The sequence below is a fragment of the Pseudomonas syringae genome (genome assembly GCF_023278085.1).
GTDB classification, from domain to species: domain Bacteria; phylum Pseudomonadota; class Gammaproteobacteria; order Pseudomonadales; family Pseudomonadaceae; genus Aquipseudomonas; species Aquipseudomonas syringae_Q.
Genome location: NZ_CP066265.1, coordinates 2316542 through 2334375 on the forward strand (window position 1 = coordinate 2316542; position 17834 = coordinate 2334375).

General features: G+C 59.8%; 14 protein-coding genes and 2 pseudogenes. 10 read left to right on the forward strand and 6 right to left on the reverse strand.

What is annotated here, in order from left to right; all coding sequences use genetic code 11:
* Positions 1 to 169 precede the first annotated feature (169 nt).
* Positions 170 to 2533 (forward strand): DNA polymerase II, encoded by a 2364-nt coding sequence (locus I9H07_RS10400; RefSeq protein WP_024675984.1) that lies wholly within the window; start codon positions 170 to 172, stop codon positions 2531 to 2533.
* On the opposite strand, the gene I9H07_RS10405 is transcribed toward I9H07_RS10400, so the two are convergent.
* The gene (locus I9H07_RS10405; protein ID WP_236423282.1) at positions 2530 to 3375 is read right to left on the reverse strand and encodes an NAD-dependent protein deacetylase; all 846 of its coding nucleotides are present in this window, start codon (positions 3373 to 3375) and stop codon (positions 2530 to 2532) included. The genes I9H07_RS10400 and I9H07_RS10405 overlap by 4 nt on opposite strands.
* Positions 3376 to 3537: 162 nt before the next feature.
* Here I9H07_RS10405 and I9H07_RS10410 point away from each other — a divergent pair, with 162 nt between their 5' ends.
* Positions 3538 to 4380 carry a PhzF family phenazine biosynthesis protein gene (locus I9H07_RS10410; protein WP_236423283.1) on the forward strand — a complete coding sequence of 281 codons (843 nt, stop codon included), beginning with the start codon at positions 3538 to 3540 and terminating at the stop codon, positions 4378 to 4380.
* 276 nt (positions 4381 to 4656) lie between these two features.
* Here I9H07_RS10410 and I9H07_RS10415 read toward each other — a convergent pair whose 3' ends face one another.
* Both I9H07_RS10415 and I9H07_RS10420 read right to left on the reverse strand, forming a co-directional pair.
* The gene (locus I9H07_RS10415; protein ID WP_032606225.1) at positions 4657 to 5496 is read right to left on the reverse strand and encodes a TIGR03915 family putative DNA repair protein; all 840 of its coding nucleotides are present in this window, start codon (positions 5494 to 5496) and stop codon (positions 4657 to 4659) included.
* Positions 5493 to 6713: a putative DNA modification/repair radical SAM protein gene (locus I9H07_RS10420; RefSeq protein WP_236423284.1), complete on the reverse strand. Its 1221-nt coding sequence runs from the start codon at positions 6711 to 6713 to the stop codon at positions 5493 to 5495. Before I9H07_RS10420 ends, I9H07_RS10415 begins: the two co-directional genes overlap by 4 nt.
* A 189-nt stretch (positions 6714 to 6902) precedes the next feature.
* On the opposite strand from I9H07_RS10420, the gene I9H07_RS24890 reads away from it, so the two are divergent.
* Genes I9H07_RS24890 through I9H07_RS10435 form a run of 4 tightly spaced genes read left to right on the forward strand, consistent with a single transcriptional unit; the run spans position 6903 to position 9554 of the window.
* Positions 6903 to 7034: a hypothetical protein gene (locus tag I9H07_RS24890; protein ID WP_268801379.1), complete on the forward strand. Its 132-nt coding sequence runs from the start codon at positions 6903 to 6905 to the stop codon at positions 7032 to 7034.
* Positions 6998 to 7780 (forward strand): zinc ABC transporter ATP-binding protein AztA, encoded by a 783-nt coding sequence (gene aztA, locus I9H07_RS10425; RefSeq protein WP_058824606.1) that lies wholly within the window; start codon positions 6998 to 7000, stop codon positions 7778 to 7780. The genes I9H07_RS24890 and aztA overlap by 37 nt, the downstream gene beginning before the upstream one ends.
* Positions 7777 to 8646, forward strand: coding sequence for a metal ABC transporter permease (locus I9H07_RS10430; RefSeq protein ID WP_024673101.1), 870 nt, complete (start codon positions 7777 to 7779; stop codon positions 8644 to 8646). The genes aztA and I9H07_RS10430 overlap by 4 nt, the downstream gene beginning before the upstream one ends.
* An 11-nt stretch (positions 8647 to 8657) precedes the next feature.
* Positions 8658 to 9554, forward strand: a complete 897-nt coding sequence (locus I9H07_RS10435; RefSeq protein WP_024673102.1) for a metal ABC transporter substrate-binding protein — start codon at positions 8658 to 8660, stop codon at positions 9552 to 9554.
* Positions 9555 to 9604: 50 nt separating this feature from the next.
* Here I9H07_RS10435 and I9H07_RS10440 read toward each other — a convergent pair whose 3' ends face one another.
* Positions 9605 to 10753, reverse strand: coding sequence for an aldose epimerase family protein (locus tag I9H07_RS10440; RefSeq protein WP_058391239.1), 1149 nt, complete (start codon positions 10751 to 10753; stop codon positions 9605 to 9607).
* Between the two features lie 299 nt (positions 10754 to 11052).
* Between I9H07_RS10440 and I9H07_RS10445 the strand changes: the two genes are divergently transcribed.
* The 4 genes and pseudogenes from I9H07_RS10445 to araH all read left to right on the forward strand — a co-directional run bounded on the left by I9H07_RS10445 (position 11053) and on the right by araH (position 15708).
* On the forward strand, positions 11053 to 11925 hold the full coding sequence (locus I9H07_RS10445; protein WP_024673104.1) for an SMP-30/gluconolactonase/LRE family protein: 873 nt from the start codon (positions 11053 to 11055) through the stop codon (positions 11923 to 11925).
* A 185-nt stretch (positions 11926 to 12110) separates the two neighbouring features.
* Positions 12111 to 13124, forward strand: coding sequence for a substrate-binding domain-containing protein (locus tag I9H07_RS10450; RefSeq protein ID WP_024673105.1), 1014 nt, complete (start codon positions 12111 to 12113; stop codon positions 13122 to 13124).
* 54 nt (positions 13125 to 13178) lie between these two features.
* Positions 13179 to 14702, forward strand: a pseudogene (araG, locus tag I9H07_RS10455) (L-arabinose ABC transporter ATP-binding protein AraG).
* A gap of 40 nt (positions 14703 to 14742) precedes the next feature.
* Positions 14743 to 15708 (forward strand): L-arabinose ABC transporter permease AraH, encoded by a 966-nt coding sequence (araH, locus tag I9H07_RS10460; RefSeq protein WP_007251745.1) that lies wholly within the window; start codon positions 14743 to 14745, stop codon positions 15706 to 15708.
* Positions 15709 to 15825: 117 nt separating this feature from the next.
* Here araH and I9H07_RS10465 read toward each other — a convergent pair.
* Both I9H07_RS10465 and I9H07_RS10470 read right to left on the reverse strand, forming a co-directional pair.
* Positions 15826 to 17129, reverse strand: a pseudogene (locus I9H07_RS10465) (sensor histidine kinase).
* On the reverse strand, positions 17122 to 17829 hold the full coding sequence (locus tag I9H07_RS10470) for a response regulator transcription factor (protein WP_058391243.1): 708 nt from the start codon (positions 17827 to 17829) through the stop codon (positions 17122 to 17124). Before I9H07_RS10470 ends, I9H07_RS10465 begins: the two are co-directional and overlap by 8 nt.
* Positions 17830 to 17834 lie beyond the last annotated feature (5 nt).

Here is a 17834-nt window from a genome sequence, read left to right on the forward strand (position 1 = left end):
GAATCATGCAGTCCGCAGAATCGGGCAAGCGTTAAATCAGGATCAGAGGCATAGACGCAATCAATCGTCAGCGTCTGCTGAATATGCCTCTAAATCGACCGCCGACCGCGCCTTTACCTGCCAGCCCAAGTAGAATCAGCACCTTGACCGGAGCCTTGAGGGCGTAGCGTTGGATTTACCGCAGGGCTTTATCCTGAGTCGGCACTGGCAAGACACGCCCGCCGGGACTGAGGTCGACTTCTGGTTGGCCACTGACCAGGGCCCTCGTCACATCCGTCTGCCTTGTCAGCCTTCTGTGGCGTTTATTCCCGCCGAGCAGGGCGAGCGTGCGCGGTCGCTGTTGCGCAGCGAGCGTGGTGTGGAGTTGCGCCCTCTGGAGCTCTGTGACTTTCGTCATCGTCCGGTGCTGGGCGTTTACTGTCAGCAGCATCGGCAGTTGATGAATATCGAAAAAATGCTGCGCAGAGGCAACGTGGACGTCTACGAAGCAGACATTCGCCCGCCCGAGCGCTACCTGATGGAGCGTTTCATCACTGCGCCGGTGCAGTTCAGTGGCACGCCGAATGCCGATGGCGTGTTGTGTGATGCGCAGATCAGGCCGGCACCCGATTACCGGCCCAACCTGAAGCTGGTGTCGCTGGACATCGAAACCACCGCGCGGGGCGAGCTGTATTCCATCGCGCTGGAAGGCTGCGGGCAGCGTCAGGTCTATATGCTCGGCCCGCCGAACGGCGGCGATGAGGCACTGGATTTTCAGCTCGATTATTGCGACACCCGCGCACAGTTACTGGAGCGTCTGAACGACTGGCTGGCGTTGCATGACCCGGACGCGATCATTGGCTGGAACGTGGTGCAGTTTGACTTGCGGGTGCTGCACGAGCACGCACAGCGCTTGCAGGTGCCGCTACGGCTCGGACGTGGCGGGGAGGCGATGGGCTGGCGTGAGCATGGCAGCCGTAACAATCATTTTTTTGCCGAAGTCAGTGGCCGGCTGATCATTGATGGTATCGAGGCGTTGCGCTCCGCAACCTGGAGTTTCCCGTCCTTCAGCCTGGAATACGTCGCGCAGACGCTACTGGGTGAGGGCAAGGCCATCGACACGCCTTACCAGCGCATGGACGAGATCAACCGGATGTTCGCCGAGGACAAACCTGCGCTGGCACGTTACAACATCAAGGACTGCGAGCTGGTAACGCGCATCTTCGCCAAGACCGAGTTGCTGACCTTCCTGCTGGAGCGCGCCACGGTGACCGGTTTGCCGGCTGATCGCAGCGGTGGCTCGGTTGCTGCATTCTGCCACCTGTACATTCCGCTGATGCACCGTCAGGGCTTCGTTGCCCCCAACCTGGGCGAGCGTTTACCGGAAGCCAGCCCCGGCGGTTTCGTGATGGATTCGCAACCCGGGTTGTACGAATCGGTACTGGTGCTGGACTACAAAAGCCTCTACCCGTCGATCATCCGCACTTTTCTCATTGACCCCGTGGGCTTGATCGAGGGCATGCGTCATCCCGAAGACAGCGAGTCGGTACCGGGTTTTCGCGGTGCGCGTTTTTCCCGCACGCGACACAGCCTGCCAGCCATCGTCGAGCGCGTCTGGCAAGGTCGGGAAGCGGCCAAACGCGAGAAAAACGCGCCGCTGTCCCAGGCCCTGAAAATCATCATGAACGCGTTCTACGGGGTTTTGGGTTCCAGCGGCTGCCGCTTCTTCGATCCGCGTCTGGCGTCGTCGATCACCCTGCGCGGGCACGAAATCATGCTCAAGACCCGCGACCTCATTCAGGCCCAGGGCTACACCGTGATCTACGGCGACACCGACTCGACCTTCGTCTGGCTGGGCCGTCCTCACGGGCAGGACGAGGCCGCCACCATTGGCAAGGCGCTGGTCCAGCAGGTCAACCTGTGGTGGCGCGAGCATCTGCAGAACGAATATGGCCTGCACAGCGCGCTTGAATTGCAATATGAAACACATTTTCGACGCTTCCTGATGCCGACCGTGCGCGGGGCCGAGGAGGGCAGCAAGAAACGTTACGCCGGGCTGGTCACCCGCGCCGACGGCTCCGAAGAAATGGTCTACAAAGGTCTGGAAACGGTACGTACCGACTGGTCGCCGCTGGCTCAGCGATTCCAGCAGGAATTGTATCTGCGCATCTTCAAGCGTCAGCCGTATCAGGACTACGTGCGCGATTACGTGCAGCGCACGCTGTCAGGTGAACTGGATGACCTGCTGATCTATCGCAAGCGACTGCGCCGCAAGCTCGATGACTACCAGCGCAACGTGCCGCCGCATGTCCGCGCAGCGCGTCTGGCCGACGAGTACAACGACCAGCAGGGGCGGCCGAAGCAGTACCAGAGCGGTGGCTGGATCAGCTATGTGATGACCACCGCCGGCCCGGAACCGCTGGAGATACGCCATGCGCCGATTGACTACGATCACTACGTGACGCGCCAGTTGCAACCGCTGGCCGACGCGATCCTGCCGTTCGTGGACGACGATTTCAGTACCCTGATCGGTGGGCAGCTCGGGCTTTTCTAGCGCGTGATCAACTGCCCGGCAACCCACGGCAATACCTGCTCACACGAGGCCTCGATCTTCATGTTCAGCAACTCGTCAGCGCGGGTCTTGCCATGGTTGATCGCAATGACCGGCTTGCCCTGTTCGACCATCGCCTTGCACAGGCGGAACGCCGACCAGGCCATCAATGATGTCCCGACCACCAGCAAACCCTCTGCCTGCGCGACACTCGATGTTGCCTGTGCAGCGGTTTGCGTGGCGACGTTTTCACCGAAGAACACCACGTCCGGTTTTAGCTGATCGCCCTGACAGTGCGGGCATTCGGGGACCTTGAAGCCGGCCTCGAGAGCGGGGTCCAGCAGGGTGTCGCCGTCGGGTGCCTGTGTGGCGTGAACCCCGGCCAGATAGGGGTTTTGGGCAATCATCTGTTCCTGAATCAGCGCCCGGTCGCTGCGTTGCTGGCAGTCAAGACACAGTACCCGGTGCAGGCTGCCATGCAGCTCGACCACATCATGGCTGCCCGCCTGACTGTGCAGTGCGTCGACGTTCTGGGTGATCAACCCGCTAATCGCGTTATCGGCTTGCAGCGCAGCCAAGGCACAGTGCGCGACATTGGGTTGCGCGGCCCGGATACGCGGCCATCCCAGCATTGCCCGCGCCCAGTAACGTTGGCGCGCAGCCGGGTTGCCAACGAATTCCTGATACATCATCGGCTGTTTGCCACGCCGCACGCCGTCTTTGTCACGGTAGTCCGGAATGCCTGACGCGGTGCTGATACCTGCACCGGTCACGACCAGGAACGCCTTGTCAGACATCGTCTGGCAAAGCGTGTCGAGCTGACTGTGGGTTTTGTGGTCCAGCATCTTCAAACCTCGGATGACCTGCGTTGCCTGTTTGTGCTGCATGTCCAGAACAAAAGGGAGCCAGATTAGCAGCCAGGGTGAATGTGGGTGCAATATCCCGTTGTTCATTGCGCTGCAGGCATGGCAACCTTGGTCTTTTATCGCCTTGCCAAGGAAGCCCTGATGCGATCGTTCGATTTCAAGCAACTGGATGTGTTCAGCGATCAACCGTTACTCGGCAATCCGCTGGCGGTGGTGTTGGGGGCAGACGGGTTAAGTGACGAACAGATGGCTGCGTTTGCGCGCTGGACCAATCTGAGTGAAACCACGTTTCTGCTGACACCGACAGACCCGGCAGCCGACTATCGGGTGCGCATCTTCACAACACTCTGCGAGCTGCCGTTCGCCGGGCATCCAACGCTGGGCACTTGCCATGCATGGCTGGAAGGTGGCGGCGTGCCGCGTGGCAAGGAAATCATTCAGGAATGCGGGATCGGTCTGGTGCGCATTCGCCAGGACGTCGCCGGGCTGGCCTTTACCGCGCCGCCGCTGTTGCGTTCCGGTGCGGTAGACGCCGGGCTGGTCGAGCAGATTCGCCTCGGCATGAAGCTCGATGCGGGTGAGATTCTGGATGCTCGCTGGGTGGATAACGGCCCTGGCTGGGTGGCGATTCGTCTGGCAGACCGGGCCACGGTTCTGGCGTTGCAGCCTGACTATGCCCAATTGAACGGTCTGAAAATCGGCGTTGTCGGCCCATGGCACCCCGAGCTGGATGGCGATGAGGCGCAGTTTGAAGTACGCGCTTTCGTGCCCGGTGACGGCATGGCCGAAGACCCGGTAACCGGCAGCCTCAATGCTGGAATCGCCCACTGGTTTCTGGAAGAAGGTCTGGCACCTGACAACTACGTCGTCAGCCAGGGCGCCGCGCTCGGACGCAAGGGCAGGGTGAGCGTTCAGCGTGTAGGCGATGACATCTGGGTGGGCGGCTCGGTGGTGACCTGTATTGATGGCCGGGTTTCGTTTTAGGCCTTGGTTGCGCTTGCTGTCTCGCCAGGCTGCAGATGTGTGACGCAGAGCGTCACGAAATGCATTACCACGCGGAGCGTGGGAACGAGAAATCTAACTGCTTATCGTGCCAATGCTCCGCGTTGGCATGCATCTCGTGACGCTCCGCGTCACAACTCTGCAGACTGGCGCGGAATCAAGCGCAAGGAGTTCCAGGCTTTAGTGTCACCGGTATCCCGGGCCAGATTAGACTTGTGGGTAACGATGAGCGCAGAGCATTGGCGCGGGCGGCATTGATCAGTCCTTCAACGCGATCTTCTTGCCGCGCCGGGCGGCAATGTCGCTGGCCTGACCGTCGCGCTGCTTGCCAGTGCGAGCCTGGGTGATGAGGGCCGGGATCAGCGGGCCTTCTGGCAGGTTTTTCCAGAAGCGCGAAGGGAAGTGACCTTCCATGACTTTCGGGTTCAGCCGGGCAGGGTTGAAGATATGGCTGTAGTAGGTCAGCCATAGCTCGCCGTGCGGGTCTTCCACCTGCCGCGCCATGGTTTTCCAGGCATCCGGGCAGCGGCGCTCATGAATCAGCTGTTGGCCGTCGTAATAGACACCGTCTTGTGGCGTGGCAATCATCCAGCGGTGTTGGCCCATGCGGCCTATGAAGTGCTCGCTGGCACTCAGCAGAATATCGTGGGCCGGTTCGTGCCACGCCACATATTGCGGGCGCATGATCGCTGCGTCGTTGTCGGCAGGCGGCAGGGCTACAAAACGCAGAAAGGCATGCAGGTGATGCGCTTCGCGGCGCACCGACTTGAGACGCCGGTGCAACTCGCTGCCCAGTTTATCGCCCGCCATCATGGCTGTTCGATCACCATGCGTGACGCGCCACAGCACTTCATACAGCAGGCTCCAGCGCTGCTCGCCACGATAGCGAGAAGTGCTTTCCAGCAGTTGCAGCAATTCCAGAGGGACACGCGCCTGAAACGGGCCGGATTCTTTGGGGTATTGTTCTTCGCTGCCAAACAGGTCGGCAGCGTCAGGCGACTTCCAGCTGACCTGGCTGGGGTCGATCTGGTGACTCAACAGCCAGCGTGCCTGAGTTCGCCAGGTGTCGAACAGATCATCACAATCAAGACAGATCATCCCCACAAGCCCATTTGCTGAGGTTGTGGCCGGTCGCGCAGTTGATGGTGCAGGAACTCGCTGGTGGTCTCTGCGTGTGGCGGGTGGTAATCGCTGGTGATGATAAACGGCTTGGCCTTGGCCAGTACGCAACGCATGCGGGTCAGGTCTTCGTAGCGTATACGCCGCTGCCTGCGCAGTTCGACCAGCCTCTGCGTGGTGCGAATGCCGATGCCAGGTACTCGGGCGATCAACGCCGCGTCGGCCTTGTTAAGGTCCAGAGGAAACACTTGTCGATTGCCCAGCGCCCATGCCAGTTTGGGGTCGATGTCCAGCGCAAGATCACCGGGGCCGCTGAGCAGCTCGCCAGCAGTAAAACCATAGCCGCGCAGCAGAAAATCTGCCTGATACAAGCGATGCTCACGCATCAAGGGCGGTGCGGCCAGCGGCACACTATCGGGGCTGTTCGGAATCGGGCTGAACGCCGAGTAGTAGACCCGGCGCAGCTTGAAGTCGCTGTACAGCGATTGCGCACTGTGCAGGATGGTGCTGTCGTCGGTGGCATCCGCGCCGACGATCATTTGCGTACTTTGCCCGGCCGGCGCAAAGCGCGGCGAGCGCGGTTCGTTGCGCACGGTCTGTTCGCCGGTATAGATGGTCTGCATTGCCTGCTTGATAGAGGCCACGTCTTTTTCCGGGGCGAGTGTCTGCAGGCTCAGGTCGGTGGGCAGTTCGATGTTGACGCTCAGCCGGTCGGCATAGCGCCCGGCTTTTTCGATCAGTGCCGGGTCGGCATCGGGGATGGTCTTTAGGTGGATGTAGCCGCGAAACTCGTGCACCTCGCGCAGCAGCCTGGCGACCTCGACCAGTTGTTCCATGGTGTAGTCGGCCGAGCGAATGATCCCGGAACTCAGAAACAGCCCGCTGACGCAGTTGCGACGATAGAAGTCCAGCGTCAGGGTGACCACTTCTTCAGGCGAAAAGCGCGCACGCGGCACATCGCTGGAGCGGCGGTTGACGCAGTACTGGCAGTCATACAGGCAAAAGTTGGTGAGCAGGATTTTCAGCAGCGAAACGCAGCGTCCGTCTGGCGTGTAGCTGTGGCAGATGCCCATGCCATTGGTAGACCCCAGCCCGGATTTGTTCTGCGAGCTGCGTTTCGGGGCTCCACTGCTGGCGCACGACGCATCGTACTTGGCGGCGTCTGCCAGGATGCTGAGCTTGTCGATGAGCTGCATGGAGAGACCCTTGACTGTTTGCATATACAGTATCGAGTTGCTGCGGCACACTCAAGCAGCGCTGCGTTGATCAGACCGAAGGTCAGCAAGCGTAAAAACGCACATCCATGTCTTTTTTAAATGTTATTTTATAACGAAACGTGTAAGTGCTATGTAATACTGTAACGAATAATTGCAGGTTACTGGCGCGTGAAATCTTCTCAATCTCCCTCGATCTCGGCGTCTGTGCTTGCTCAGTCAGCCTGGAAACGAGTGCTGTTTTCCCTCGTGGTACTGGCGCTGTTATGGGCGGCCATCGGCTGGTCGGTGGCCATTCCGTGAGTGCCGTCATCAGCCTCGAAAACCTGACCGTCGCCTACGAGCGCCGCCCTGCAGTGCATCACCTTAACGGTCGGTTCGAGGCGGGCAGCCTGACGGCGATCGTCGGCCCCAACGGTGCTGGCAAGTCGACCCTTATCAAAGCCATTGCCGGGACCATGAAGCCTGCACAGGGGCGGGTCGACCGAGGCCGTCTGGCAACCCGCACCATCGGCTATCTGCCGCAGGCTGCCGAGATCGATCGCAGCTTTCCTCTGAGTGTCGCCGATACGGTCTCCATGGGCGCCTGGCACAGCATCGGGCCGTTTCGTAGCCTGACGCGTGATCACGCCAGGCTTACCGCAGAAGCGCTGCGCACCGTCGGGCTTGAAGGGTTCGAAAGTCGCAGCGTAGGTTCGCTGTCGTCCGGCCAGTTCCAGCGCGTGCTGTTTGCCCGGCTGTTGCTGCAGGACGCTTCCGTGATCCTGCTGGACGAGCCGTTTACCGCCATCGACGCGCGCACCACTCGCGATCTGCTGGAACTGGTGCGTGCCTGGCACGGGCAGGGGCGGACCGTGATTGCTGTGCTGCACGATATCGATCAGGTGCGTCAGCACTTTCCGCAGACTCTGTTGATGGCCCGCGAAGCCATTGCCTGGGGCGAGACAGCTGACGTGCTCAGCGTCGCCAACCTGCGCAAGGCCCGCAATATGGCGGAATACTGGAGCCCGGACGCGCTGTTGTGTGATGTCGAGGAAGAGCGCCCATGATGCTCTACAGCCTCGTAGTCGAGCCGTTTATCGAATTTGGTTTCATGCGCCGCGCGCTGGTGGCGTGTCTCGCGCTGGGCATTGGCTCAGGCCCGGTGGGCGTGCTGTTGATGCTGCGGCGCATGAGCCTGGTGGGCGATGCCATGAGCCATGCGGTGCTGCCGGGTGCCGCGGTGGGCTTCATGATCGCTGGTCTGTCGCTGCCCGCCATGGGCTTTGGCGGGTTGATCGCCGGGCTGGCGGTGGCGTTGCTGTCCGGTCTGGTCAGTCGCCTGACGTCATTGCGCGAAGACGCCAGTTTCGCCAGTTTTTACCTGACCTCGCTGGCTGCCGGGGTGCTGATCGTGTCGCTGCACGGCTCCAGTGTCGACCTCCTGCATGTGCTGTTCGGCACCATTCTGGCCATCGATGACGCGTCGATCTACATGGTCGGCAGCATCGCCTCGTTCACGCTGGTGTTGCTGGCGGTGATCTACCGCCCGCTGGTGCTGGAGTGCTTCGATCCGGGTTTCCTGCGTGCGGTGGGCGGGCGCGGATCGCTGTATCACGTGTTGTTCCTGCTGTTGGTGGTGCTCAATCTGGTTGCAGGTTTTCAGGCTCTGGGCACGTTGATGGCGGTCGGCATGATGATGCTGCCTGCGACGGCTGCGCGTTTCTGGAGCAATTCGCTGAGTGGCCTGATGTTGATTTCCACGCTGATCGCCACCTTATCCGGTCTGATCGGCCTGATCGTTTCCTATCACCTTGGCGTCGCTTCGGGTCCTGCCATCGTATTGACCGCCAGTGCGTTCTACGCGTTTTCCCTGTTGTTCGGACGCACGGGCATCGTGCGTCGACTGTTTCCCAAACCTCACCTGGCTCATTGAAAGGGTATGTCATGAAACGATTGATGCTGTTGAGTTCGATGGCTGCACTGGCGTTGTCCGCGTTCGCCAGCCTGGCCCAGGCCAAACCGCTTGAAGCGGTGGCATCGTTTACCGTCATCGCCGACATGGTCAGTACGGTTGGCGGCGAGCGTGTTCACGTCAAATCGCTGATCGGCCCGAATGGCGACCCGCATGTCTACGAGCCGACGCCGAGCGATGCCCAGGCGCTGAAAAACGCGGACCTGGCCTTTGTCAGTGGCCTGCATCTGGAAGGCTGGATGGATCGGCTGATCAAGGCTTCAGGCTATAAAGGCCAACCGGTGGTGCTGTCACAAGGCATCAAGACCCGCAGCATGGATGAGGACGGCAAGCGCATTGTCGATCCACATGCGTGGAACAGCGCTGCCAACGGGGTCATTTATGTGCGCAATATTATGGCCGCGCTGAAAAAAGCTGACCCGGAAGGTGCCAGCGAATACCAGGCCAATGGCGACCGCTACATTGCCGAGTTGCAGCAGCTGGATCAGTACGCCCGTGATCAGATTCGTTCGGTCCCGGCAGCCAGTCGCAAGATTCTGACCTCCCACGATGCATTCGGTTATTTCGGCGATGCCTACGGCGTGACGTTCCTGTCGCCGCTGGGCCTGTCCACTGAATCCGAGGCGTCAGCAGCGGATGTCTCGAAACTGATCCGTCAGATCAAGGCCGAGCACGTCAGCGCGTACTTCTTCGAGAACTCCAGTGATCCGCGTCTGGTCAAGCAGATTGCCCAGGCCAGTGGTGCCCAGCCTGGCGGTGAGCTGTACGTCGAGTCGTTGTCGCCAGCCGATGGCCCTGCGCCGACGTACGCGAAGATGTTTCGCTACAACGTCGACACGCTGACGGCCGCGATGAAACGCAATCAGTAAAACGCAAGGCGCGCAGCCCTTGGCGGGCAAGGGCTGCGCGATTCTACGCCTCAGTTGTTGAGGAACTTGAACACAGTGGTCTGGGTGTAAGCCTTGCCAGGGTCCAGTCGAGTGCTCGGGAATTTCGGCTGGTTGGGTGCATCAGGGTAATGCTGGGTTTCCAGCGTGAACGCGCCCCAATGCGGGTAGACCTTGCCGCCCTTGCCATGGATGCTGCCATCCAGGAAGTTGCCGGTGTACAGCTGCACACCAGGTTCCGTGGTGAACAGCTGCAGTGTGCGGCCTGACTGCGGGTCGCTGACCTCGGCGGCCAGTTTCTTCACGTCCCCTTTGCTGTCCAGCACCCAGTTGAAGTCAAAGCCGCCTTGCTTGGGTTCGGCGTACTTGAGCTGCTGGTTGTCATCCTTGATGTGCTTGCCGAAGGCGGTGGGCTTGAGGAAGTCCATCGGCGTGCCAGCCACGGCGGGCAGTTCGCCGGTCGGGATCAGCTTGTCGTTGACCGGGGTGTAATGCGAAGCGTGCAGGGTAGCAACCTGTTTGAGCACGTCGCCGCTGCCTGCGCCCGCCAGATTGAAGTAGCTGTGGTTGGTCAGGTTCAGCACCGTAGGTTTGTCGGTGGTGGCACGGTAATCGATTTTCAGCTCGTTCTTGTCGTTCAGGCTGTAGGTGACTTCGGTCTGCAGCGTTCCCGGGAAACCCATCTCGCCGTCTGGCGACACGTAAGTCAACTTCACGCCGACCGAATCACCGGTCTTGGTTTCCTGCGCCTTCCACAGGCGTTTGTCGAAACCTTTGTCGCCACCGTGCAGCGCGTTGGTCTTGTCGTTGAGCGGGACCTGATAGGTTTTGCCATCAAGTGTGAATTTACCGCCCGCCAGACGGTTGCCGAAACGGCCGATGGTTGCGCCGAAATAAACCGTACCGTTGTTCTGATAGCCCTGCACGTCATCGAAGCCCAGCACGATGTCTTCCACCTTGCCGGCCTTGTCGGGCACCAGCAGTGATTGCAGGGTCGCGCCGTACGTGATGATGCTGGCCTGCACACCATGGCTGTTGCGCAGGGTGTATTTCTCGACGGCGGTGCCGTCCGGCAGTTGGCCAAAGGTGCTGTGTTCGCTGGAGAGTGCTGCGGCCTGTGCGGTCAAGGTGCTGATCATCAAAGACAGTCCAAAGGTGCTGAGAAGAGCATGCTTTTTCATCTGATCTACCCACTTTTATTGTTATTGGTAAGACTATTTGATCGGATTTCTTCCGATGCATGGATTTATAGCCGATAAAATGCCGCTTGAAAAATTAATTGTAATACTATTTAGTAGCGCAAGCGTCACTCAAGGCTGATTAGCCACCTTAGCCGATCTGACGACTTTTTTGCCGGCCAGACCGAATTCAGGAGAAACGGGTTGGCTGAAGGCACAGGCTGGCAACGCCTGTGATGTGAACATCCAGACGCAACACACGTTAAAAAGTGCCTTTACAACAATAACAAAGGACATTTTTCATGAACTGGCTGCCCGTTTCCGAGCACTGTTTCAAGCTGGCCGAGGGCTCCTTCTGGGATGCCGATGATCAGGCCCTGTACTGGGTCGACATCGCCGGCTTTCTGGCCTGTCGGCTGATCGCCGGGCAGTACCGCCAATGGCGCATGCCCGAACCGGTTTCTGCGTTCATCCCGACCACCCAGGGCGATGCTCTGGTGACATTGGCCAGCGGCGTTTATCGCCTCGACCTTGCCTCCGAAAAAACCTCATTATCGTTGTTTTGCGTAGCAGACCCGACCCCTGGCAACCGCGCCAATGAAGCCCGTTGCGACGCGAGCGGCCGCCTGTGGCTGGGCAGCATGCAAAACAATATTGACGCCGAAGGCGGTGATGTCCCTCTGGTTCGTCGTTCCGGCGGGCTGTTCCGGGTCGAGGCCGATGCACGCGTGACACGGCTGCTGGACGGGCAAGGGATCGTCAACACCTTGCTCTGGAATGCTGACAGCAGCGTGTTGTACAGCGCCGATACCCTCGACGAGGTTATCTACCAGTACCCGGTGCTGGAAGACGGTGCGCTGGGGCCACGTCGGATATGGGCTGCCGAGCAAAGCCGGGGTTCGCCCGACGGCTCGGCCATGGATGCCGAAGGCTATATATGGAACGCACGCTGGGGCGGCAGTTGCCTGATCCGCTTTGCGCCTGATGGCAGCGTCGACCGGGTTGTCGAGTTGCCTGTCAGCCATCCCACCAGTTGCGTGTTCGCAGGCCCTGCGCTGGAGACGCTGTATGTCACCAGCGCAGCGCCCGGTGATGCGCACGGGCAATTCGACGGCGCGGTATTGGCGGCGCAGGTCGGCGTAGAAGGGAAGGCATGTCAGCGTTTTGCGGGTTGAAAAAGTGTTTGTTGCCTGCGTCTCTGGCAGTTAGGAGACAGCGACATGGACAGAGGTGACATTCGGTTACAGAGCGGTCAATCATTATATGGTATGACTATTTAATCGGTTTCGGACGCTTGAGCGTTCGCTGACCGCCACCCTGCTGAACGTTGTAGCTATTCAATAAAAATAAGGAGTTAGCTATGTTGAGTCGTCATGGGATTCGCTCCCTGTGCTGTGCCGCTGTTGCCACTGCCATTCTGGGCATGAGTGGCGTCACCTCTGCTGCCGAAGAAGTCAAAATCGGCTTTCTGGTCAAGCAGGCTGAGGAGCCATGGTTCCAGACCGAGTGGCAATTTGCTGAAAAGGCCGGCAAGGAGCTGGGCTTTACTGTCATCAAGATTGCCGTGCCCGACGGCGAAAAAACCCTCTCAGCCATCGACAACCTGGCCGCTAACGGCGTTAAAGGTTTCGTGATCTGCCCGCCTGACGTTTCCCTCGGCCCTGCGATTGTTGCCAAGGCCAAGTCCTACGACATGAAAGTCATGGCGGTGGACGACCGCTTCGTCGACGCGAAAGGCAAGCCCATGGAGGACGTGCCCTATCTCGGTATGGCGGCCTTCGAAGTGGGCCAGAAACAGGGCGCCGCCATGGCGACCGAGGCGAAGAATCGCAAGTGGGATGAGGGCGAGTGGAAGGGTACCTACGCGATCATCAATACCTACAGCGAACTCGACACCGGCAAGAAGCGCACCGACGGCTCGGTGGATGCGTTGAAAAAAGCCGGTTTGCCTGCAGATCACATCCTGTTTTCTGCACAAAAAACGCTTGATGTACCAGGCGGCATGGACGCTACCAATTCGGCCCTGCCAAAACTGCCGGGCGATGCTAAAAACCTGATCATCGGCGGCATGAACGACAACACCGTACTGGGCGGCGTACGCGCTACCGCGAGTAACGGTTTCAGCGCCAAAAACGTGCTGGGGATCGGTATCAACGGCACCGACGCCATCGATGAACTGAAGAAGAAAGAGAGCGGATTCTTTGGCTCGATGCTGCCAAGCCCGGACAAAGAAGGCTACAAGACGGCCGAGTACGTGTTCAATTGGGTCACCAAAGGCGTGGAACCGCCGAAGTACACTGCCATGGACGACGTGACATTGATCACCCGCGCCAACTTCCAGGCTGAACTGACCAAAATCGGTTTGTGGAAGTGAGCTGAGCGAGGGGCCTGATTTCGGGCCCCTCAACTGCGCGAGGAGGTTGGTTTCATGCAACAGGCTATCGAGCTTCAACCCATAGGCGGCGCCCTGCGCTTCAACGGCATCGGCAAGGTATTTCCTGGCGTCAAGGCGCTATCGGATATCACCTTCGAGGCCCGCCCTGGCAGTGTTCATGCGCTGATGGGCGAGAACGGCGCAGGCAAGTCGACGCTGCTGAAAATCCTCGGCGGGTCGTATCAGCCCAACAGCGGTAATCTGCAGATCGGTGATCAGACGCATCAGTTCAAATCCACCGCCGACAGCATCGCGGCGGGTGTGGCGGTGATTCACCAGGAACTGCACCTGGTGCCGGAAATGACCGTCGCCGAGAATCTGCTGCTCGGGCATATGCCCAATCGTTTCGGCTTGATCAATCGTGGCGCGATGTACCGTCGGGCCGCTTAGCTGCTCAAGGGGCTGGCCGACGAAATCGATCCACACACCCGGCTGGGCGATCTTTCGCTGGGCCAGCGGCAACTGGTGGAAATCGCCAAGGCCATGTCGCGTAATGCCCATGTCATTGCGTTCGATGAACCGACCAGCAGCCTGTCGGCGCGCGAGATTGACCGATTGATGGCAATCATCGTGCGGCTGCGCGACGAAGGGCGGGTGATTCTTTATGTGTCCCATCGAATGGAAGAAATCTTCCGTGTCTGCGATGCGGTGACGGTTTTCAAGGACGGACGTTTCGTCAAGACGTTCGAACAGATGGCCGATCTTGACCATGACCGGCTGGTGACCTGCATGGTCGGTCGCGATATTCAGAACATTTACAACTACCGACCGCGCCAGCATCAAGGTCCGAGCCTGCGCGTCACCGGGCTGTTGGGGCCAGGGCTGCATGAGCCGGTCACGTTTGCCGTGCAGAAGGGCGAGGTGCTGGGGTTTTTCGGACTGGTGGGCGCGGGGCGTACCGAGTTGTTTCGCATCTTGTCCGGGCTGACGCGCAGCACGGCAGGCAATCTGCAACTGGATGGCCAGCCGCTGACCCTGAAGTCACCGCGCGATGCCATCGAGGCCGGGATACTGCTGTGCCCCGAGGACCGCAAAAAAGAAGGCATCGTGCCGCTGTCGAGCGTCGCGGAGAACATCAACATCGGTGCCCGGCCGCGGCATGTGAATCTTGGCTGCCTGATTCAGGGCGGTTGGGAACGCGAAAACGCGCGCGGTCAGATCAAGTCGATGAACGTCAAGACGCCGTCACCGGATCAACAGATCATGTTCCTGTCCGGTGGTAATCAACAGAAGGCGATTCTTGGCCGCTGGCTGTCGATGCCGATGAAAGTCCTGCTGTTGGACGAGCCGACTCGCGGTATCGACGTCGGTGCCAAATCTGAAATCTACGAAATCATTCACAACCTCGCCGCTGACGGTATTGCGGTGATTGTAGTGTCCAGCGATCTGATGGAGGTCATGGGCATTTCAGACCGCATTCTGGTGATGAGCGAAGGCGCAATCACCGGCGAACTCAACCGCGACGAGGCTGACGAGTCGCGACTTCTGCAATTGGCTCTGCCTCGCACGCGCGGCTGACAATCGGTCCTTGACCATGAACAATAAAAAAGAGGTGCGTATGTCTACCGAATCCAGCCTGCAGGCTCCCCGTCAGGGCATGAACCTGCGTCGTTTTGTCGATGACTGGGTGATGCTCCTGGCAGCCGTGGGGATTTTCCTGCTCTGCGCCGTGTTCATCGACAACTTCATGTCGCCACTGAACATGCGCGGTCTGGGCCTGGCCATTTCAACCGTCGGCATCGCGGCCTGCACCATGCTGTACTGCCTGGCGTCCGGGCATTTCGACCTGTCGATCGGTTCGGTGCTGGCTTGCTCAGGGGTGATCGCCAGTATTGTGATCCGCGACACCGACAGCGTGTTTCTGGGCGTTTCTGCAGCCTTGGCGCTGGGGCTGGTGGTCGGCCTCATCAACGGTATCGTGATCGCCAAATTGCGCATTAACGCCTTGATCGCGACGCTGGCGACCATGCAGATCGTGCGCGGCCTGGCTTACATCTTCTCCAACGGCAAGGCTGTAGGGGTGTCCAACGAAGACTTCTTCATCTTCGGTAATGGCCAGGTGTATGGCGTGCCGGTGCCGATCCTGATCACCATTGCCTGCTTCATCTTCTTCGGCTGGCTGCTCAACTACACCACCTACGGGCGCAACACCATGGCCATCGGCGGCAACCAGGAAGCTGCATTGCTTGCCGGGGTGCATGTCGATCGCACCAAGATCATCATCTTCGCCGTACATGGCCTGATTGGCGCACTGGCGGGTGTAGTGCTGGCCTCACGCATGACCTCGGGCCAGCCAATGATCGGTCAGGGCTTTGAACTGACAGTCATTTCAGCCTGTGTACTGGGCGGGGTGTCGCTGAGCGGCGGTATCGGCATGATTCGTCATGTCATCGCCGGGGTGCTGATTCTGGCTATCATCGAGAACGCGATGAACCTGAAGAACATCGATACGTTCTATCAGTACGTGATTCGCGGCACGATCCTGCTGCTGGCGGTGATCATTGACCGGATGAAGCGTCGCTGACCGGGTAGCGCAGTTGAAAAGCCCTTGTCGATCTATCGGCAGGGGCTTTTTATTGGGGGCCGGACCTGCAGTCAATGCGTCTGCTGCCTTGCAAATCCGAAGGGCAGTGTGTGTGCATCAAAGGGGCCGACCGCGGAAGTCGAGCCCTGCCCGGGTGCCCAGCGTCGGCATTGACTCCAGCGTCAGAGTCCACTGAAAACGTTCGCAGATACGGCGCACCAGAAACAGCCCGAGGCCTTTGCCACTGCCCGTCCTGATCGGGTTTCTCAGCAGTGACAGGTAATGCCGTGAAGCCTGCTCGGTGTCGAACCCTTCGCCCGAATCGGTCACGCTCAAGACATCATCCTTGAGCCGCACAGCGATGGTGCCGTCGTAGGTGTTATCCGCAGCGTTGCGCAACAGATTGCCGACGGCAATGCGCAGCATGGCTTCCGGCACGTGCAGGGTCAGCGTCTGGTGGATCTGTACCGAGAACTTCACGGGCTTGCCGTCGAGCAAATGCTCATGATCCTTGACCAGACCGGGCAGCAGGCGATCGAGCTCAATCGGGTCATCGCGGTTGGCGGTCAACGGCTCACGTGATAGATAAAGCAGCGCAACCATGATTTCCGTCAGGTTTTCCACGGTGGCCCGCATGCGTTGCAGTGGCGGCGCTGCACGCGGCGGCAGTTTTTGCCTGGCGAGGATATCCAGCGCACCGCTGATCACGGCGATGGGCGTGCGGAACTCGTGGCTGGCCTGATCCAGCAGCGCGCGCTCGCGGGCCATGAATTGTTCGACCCGTTCCAGATGCGCGTTGATGCCGCAGGCAATGTCCTTGAGCTCTTCCTGAGCGTAGTGCACCGGCAACCGCTGCGCAGGGCGCTCCGGGTCGAGTTGCTTCATGCCCAGTGCAAGCCCCTGAACCGGAAGATGCAGGCGCACGTACAACCAGGCGATCACAGCAATATCAGGATCAGATTGAGTACCAGAAACATCGCTCCGACCAGCGCGATGAAGTTCTGCTCCTGCTCCAGATCGCTGATGTCGATGGCGGCGATCAGGCGCTCTTTGCCAAGCGGGGTCACCAGCACCGCATAGTCGCGATCGCCGTTAACAGCGTCCTGACGGTCCAGATCGCCTTCACTGTAATAGCCAGGTGCGAGTGAAGCGAAAGGGGGCGGCATGCCAGCAGCCGGCGTGCTGCCTGACAGTTTCCAGACCTGGATCCTGGCGTCTTTCTGCGCCCCGGGCAGCACGTCGTCCTCAAGCGTGTTGGCGGTCGCGGTCTCAAGCAAATCCTTCCAGATCGGGTGATCAATGAGGTCCTGACTCATGAACCCGAGGGTGGTCAGACCGATCGTCATCAGCAGCCCGAAGCCGAGAATTATCGCGCTGACGAGGCGATGCAGGCTGCCCCGTCGGCCAGCAAGGTTAATCATGCGCGCACACGCACAGACGAAAACCGATGCCCTGTACGGTATGCAGCAGTTTTTGCCCGGCAGTGCGCTCGCCATCGATGGTTTTTCTGAGCAGGTGCATGTGCGAGCGCAACAGATCGCCATCGGGCACGCTGTCACCCCAGATGAGTGATTCAAGTTGCGTGCGTGTGACCACGTGCGGTGAGTTGCGCATCAGCACCTCCAGCAGCGTCCGTCGGATCGGCGAGAACGGTAACGGCATGCCGTCGCGCGTCACCAACTGCGTGCCGAGATCGAAGCGCAGGTCAGCGATTTCCAGTATTTGTCGCCTGTCTGCCCGCGTGTGGTTGCGCGCCGCCAGCACTCGCAGGCGAATCTCCAGTTCAGGCAAGGCCAGCGGTTTGACGATGTAGTCATCGGCACCCGACTCAAAGCCCTCCAGCTTGTCATCCAGCTGGTCCTTGGCCGTCAGCAACATGACCGGCACCGGGTTGTTCATTTCTTTGCGCAGATGACGTAGCAATGAGATCCCGTCCATGCGCGGCATCATCCAGTCCAGCACCATGACGTCGTAGCGGTTTTCCGCGAGCAGGCGCATGGCCGATTTGCCATCCGGCGCGGCGTCCGGCGTATGCCCGCAGGCCTCCAGGTAATCAAACATGTTGGCGGCCAGCGCCAGGTTATCTTCGACAATCAAGACGCTCAGTGATCGTTCGAGCACGGCGG

Excerpts from the sequence above, each read along its gene's own strand:
- I9H07_RS10405 (WP_236423282.1), bottom strand. The coding sequence starts at position 3,375 with ATGCTGGACCACAAAACCCACAGTCAGCTCGACACGCTTTGCCAGACG.
- I9H07_RS10450 (WP_024673105.1), top strand. The coding sequence starts at position 12,111 with ATGTTGAGTCGTCATGGGATTCGCTCCCTGTGCTGTGCCGCTGTTGCC.
- I9H07_RS10410 (WP_236423283.1), top strand. The coding sequence starts at position 3,538 with ATGCGATCGTTCGATTTCAAGCAACTGGATGTGTTCAGCGATCAACCG.
- aztA (WP_058824606.1), top strand. The coding sequence starts at position 6,998 with ATGGGCGGCCATCGGCTGGTCGGTGGCCATTCCGTGAGTGCCGTCATC.
- I9H07_RS10420 (WP_236423284.1), bottom strand. The coding sequence starts at position 6,713 with ATGCAGCTCATCGACAAGCTCAGCATCCTGGCAGACGCCGCCAAGTAC.
- I9H07_RS10435 (WP_024673102.1), top strand. The coding sequence starts at position 8,658 with ATGAAACGATTGATGCTGTTGAGTTCGATGGCTGCACTGGCGTTGTCC.
- I9H07_RS10430 (WP_024673101.1), top strand. The coding sequence starts at position 7,777 with ATGATGCTCTACAGCCTCGTAGTCGAGCCGTTTATCGAATTTGGTTTC.
- araH (WP_007251745.1), top strand. The coding sequence starts at position 14,743 with ATGTCTACCGAATCCAGCCTGCAGGCTCCCCGTCAGGGCATGAACCTG.
- I9H07_RS10440 (WP_058391239.1), bottom strand. The coding sequence starts at position 10,753 with ATGAAAAAGCATGCTCTTCTCAGCACCTTTGGACTGTCTTTGATGATC.
- I9H07_RS10445 (WP_024673104.1), top strand. The coding sequence starts at position 11,053 with ATGAACTGGCTGCCCGTTTCCGAGCACTGTTTCAAGCTGGCCGAGGGC.
- I9H07_RS10415 (WP_032606225.1), bottom strand. The coding sequence starts at position 5,496 with ATGATCTGTCTTGATTGTGATGATCTGTTCGACACCTGGCGAACTCAG.